At 64.8% G+C, this 3,596-nt stretch carries 3 protein-coding genes; 2 read left to right on the top strand and 1 reads right to left on the bottom strand.

Annotated features, from left to right (window positions below; translation table 11 throughout):
• Window positions 1-54: 54 nt before the first annotated feature.
• A complete protein-coding gene (nirJ, locus tag HQL56_18855) occupies window positions 55-1,206 on the bottom strand; it encodes a heme d1 biosynthesis radical SAM protein NirJ (GenBank protein MBF0311577.1) in 1,152 nt (383 codons plus the stop codon).
• A gap of 452 nt (window positions 1,207-1,658) precedes the next feature.
• On the opposite strand from nirJ, the gene HQL56_18850 reads away from it, so the two are divergent.
• Window positions 1,659-1,997, top strand: a complete 339-nt coding sequence (locus tag HQL56_18850) for a cytochrome c (GenBank protein MBF0311576.1) — start codon at window positions 1,659-1,661, stop codon at window positions 1,995-1,997.
• The gene (locus tag HQL56_18845) at window positions 1,994-3,154 is read left to right on the top strand and encodes a protein nirF (protein ID MBF0311575.1); all 1,161 of its coding nucleotides are present in this window, start codon (window positions 1,994-1,996) and stop codon (window positions 3,152-3,154) included. The genes HQL56_18850 and HQL56_18845 overlap by 4 nt, the downstream gene beginning before the upstream one ends.
• The last annotated feature ends 442 nt before the right edge of the window (window positions 3,155-3,596 follow it).

The raw sequence follows: 3,596 nt of genomic DNA, 5'->3' as shown, positions 1-3,596 counted from the left end.
CTCCGCCCCGAACCCCGCCGGGGGGGATAATCCCCCCCGGACCCCCGTATATATTCAAATGCCCTGTGCCGGGGCAATCTCCGCATCCGTCAGATAACATCCCGGATCCTCCGCCCAGGCATCCCCCGTGGCATGAAACGCCCTCACCCGTGTATTGCCCCCGCAAATGGCCAAATGCCCGCACTCCCCACACCGCCCCTTCACCGGACGGGGACGCTGCCGCAACCCCACCATCAACTCATCCCGCGCCTGCTGCCAAATCTCCCCGAAGGGCTTCTCCCGCACATTGCCCAGCACATGATCCCACCAGAAAATGTCCGGATGCACGAAACCCCGGTTGTCGATGTTGGCAATGCCCACCCCGGAAGCATTGCCCCCCCAATGACGCAGCAGCGAAGCCGCCCGTTCGGCCCGATCCGGCCAGAATTCCTGTACATAATGCAGCAGAAGTACACCGTCGGCATCGTTGTTTCCGGTGACGAACTCCCTCGGACGATCCCTGTGCCGGTCGGCGCGGGCCGTGTCGAAGAGCAGACGCACCGCTTGTCGGGTGGCTTCGTGGGAGGGGGCCTCCTGCCGGTTGCCGATGCCGCGTCCGGCATAGTTGAGGTGGGAGAGATAGAGCCGGGGAATCCGTTCCCGATCCATCAGTTGCAACAATTCCGGCAGATCGGCGGTATTATCGCGGGTGAGGGTGCAGCGCAGTCCCACGGTGACATCCTGATCCCGCAGATGCCGCACCCCGTCAAGAGCCTGGTTGAATGCGCCCGTTTCACCCCGAATGACATCGTGACGCGCCTCCATGCCGTCGATGGAGATGCCGACGTAGTCGAAAGCCACGCCGGCGATGTGACGCGCCATGGCGGCGTCGATCAGGGTGCCGTTGGTGGAGAGGGCCAGATGAAAGCCCAGGGTCTTGGCGGCGGTGGCGATTTCGAAGAGATCGGGGCGCAACAGCGGCTCCCCGCCCGAGAGGATCAGTGCGGTTACCCCGGCCCGTTTGAGGTCGTCGAGGGTCTGCATCACCTCCGGATGGCTGAGTTCGTTGCGAAAATCCCGGTCCGAGGAGGCGGCGTAACAGTGCAGACAGGAAAGATTGCAACGCCGGATCAGGTTCCAGACCACCACGGGAGCCACGGCCCGGCGCGTTGTGGGAAGAGGGGAGTCCTGCAGAATCTGGTCGAGCAGACGGGTCAGACGGAACATGCGGCGCCCTTCCTGTGGGTGGTGCGTGATCTGTTCAGTTATACGGGGGTTCGGGGGGGATTATCCCCCCCGACGGGTCCAGGGCAGCGCCCTGGGACTCTTCCTTTTGCCGTTGACGTCCACCCCCCCTGGGGTCCAGGGGGCACCCCTGGGACTCTTCCTTTTGCCGTTGACGTCCACCCCCCTGGGGTCCAGGGGGCACCCCTGGGACTTGGCCTTTCTCCGTTGACACGATCCTGCCGCGCCGTGCAGGGCCTGAATAGTGACTGGCGCGAAACGGAATGGAAGGTCTTCGCCGGGATACGGACCCTGGCAGAAGGGACCGCGTTCCGGGTGTGACCATGTTATTCTTTTAACAGATTGGTAAATTGATTCATATCAATGTTGCCCGATCAATTCCCCCCCAGGATAACATCATCCGGGGCGTCGCCCCTGTTCCAACGTGGAATGCCATGAAATACCGCCTTCCCATCCTTGCCGCAGGCTTGTGTTTGCCGGCGCTGCTGGCCTCCGCCGCCACGGGGGAGGTGACTCCCGTCCGGCAGAAGGCCCTGTCGGAGCTGCTGCGCCACGATTGCGGCTCCTGCCACGGCCTGACCCGCAAAGGTGGCCTGGGTCCGCCGCTGACTGCGGAAGCCCTGGCCGGCAAGTCCGACGAGCTGCTCGCGGATACCATCCGCCTGGGCCGCCCCGGCGCGGCCATGCCTCCCTGGGACGGCCTGTTGACTCAGGAGGAGATCCTCTGGCTGGTGGCAGCCTTGCGTCGCGGTTTTCGGGAGGGGCAACCATGAAAAAAGTCTTGTTGCTGTTGGCCCTGTTGACGGGAGGCTGCGCCTCCGCGTTGCGGGGTACCGGGGATCTGGGGGTGGTCATCGAACGCGCCGACGGGCGGGTTCAGGTGGTGGAAACCACCACCCGTCACATTCTGGGCGAGGTGGCCGGGTTGGGGGATCTCTCCCACGCCTCGGTGGTCTTCAGTCGGGATGAACGGTTCGCCTTCATCTTCGGACGCGACGGCGGCCTGAGCCGGGTCGATCTGCTGACCCGCCAGGTGGACAAGCGCATCGTGCAGGCGGGCAACTCCATCGGCGGGGCCATCTCCCAGGATGGCAAGCTGGTGGCCGTGGGCAACTACGAGCCGGGTGGGGTGCGGGTTTTCGACGCCGAAACCCTGGAGATGGTGGCCGACATCCCCGCCATCGGCGCCGATGGCAAGGCCTCCAAAGTGGTGGGCATCGAGGATGCGCCGGGGCAGCGTTTCGTCTTTTCGCTCTTCGAAGCGGGCGAAATCCGCATCGCTGATATGAAGGATCCGCGCAATCCGCTCATCACCCGTTTCCCCAATGCCGGCGACCGTCCCTACGACGCCCTGGTGACGCCCGACGGACGCTATTACATCGCCGGACTCTTCGGCGAAGATGGCATGGCGCTGCTCGATCTGTGGCATCCCGAAGCGGGGGTGAAGCGCATTCTGGACCACTACGGCAAGGGGCGGGAGCCGTTGCCGGTCTACAAGATGCCCCATCTGGAGGGCTGGTCCGTGGCGGGGGGGCGGGTTTTCCTGCCGGCCATCGGCGGGCATGAGCTGCTGGTGGTCGATACCGCCTCCTGGAAAGAGGTGGGACGGGTGGCGGTGGCGGGTCAGCCGGTGTTCGCCGAGGCGCGGCCCGACGGGCGTCAGATCTGGGTCAACTTCGCCCTGCCCCACAACCATCTGTTGCAGGTGATCGATACCGAAAGTCTGCAGGTGGTCAAGACCCTGGAGCCGGGCAAAGGGGTGATGCACATGGAGTTCACACCGCGCGGCGAGGCGGTGTGGGTTTCGGTGCGGGATGAGGATCGGGTGGCGGTTTATCGCACCGATACGCTGGAGCCCGTCGATTCGTTGGGGATGAGCAAGCCCAGCGGACTCTTTTTCACCCCCAGGGCGCATCGTATCGGGTTTTGAGGCCGCCAAAGGAAGCAGTTGCTGTTCATTCATACGGGGGTCCGGGGGGGATTATCCCCCCCGGCGGGGTCCGGGGCGGAGCCCTGGGGTGTTGACGTGGCCGTAGCGGTCTGAAGCATCAAGGAAAGCGCACCAACTCACCACCCGTACAAACCGGACAACCCGCTGCGGACCGCGGGGGGGCAAGGGGGGGCCTCATCCCCCCATCCTTGAACGCGCCGGTTCCGCCAAGGGTGGTGTTTTCCAAGGACAACCATTCACCCCGGCGGCGGTTTGCCGGGACGTTCAAGGATGGGGAGGATGAGTCCCTCCCCCGGCCCCCTCCGGCGGGTCGAAGAAGTGACTGCGTTTGGAAGCGGTGCGAAGTGGGTCGTATCTCCTGTGGGCGTCGACCCGCCAAAGGCCAGGTCAACACCTCGGGGCGCTGCCCCGAACCCCGCCG

Source organism: Magnetococcales bacterium, from assembly GCA_015231925.1.
Classification (GTDB): domain Bacteria; phylum Pseudomonadota; class Magnetococcia; order Magnetococcales; family JADGAQ01; genus JADGAQ01.
Note: the sequence above shows the minus strand (reverse complement) of the source record. Positions and strands in the feature narration are given on the sequence as shown.

Coding starts and splice junctions, on each gene's coding strand:
- nirJ (MBF0311577.1), bottom strand. CDS start 1,206: ATGTTCCGTCTGACCCGTCTGCTCGACCAGATTCTGCAGGACTCCCCT.
- HQL56_18850 (MBF0311576.1), top strand. CDS start 1,659: ATGAAATACCGCCTTCCCATCCTTGCCGCAGGCTTGTGTTTGCCGGCG.
- HQL56_18845 (MBF0311575.1), top strand. CDS start 1,994: ATGAAAAAAGTCTTGTTGCTGTTGGCCCTGTTGACGGGAGGCTGCGCC.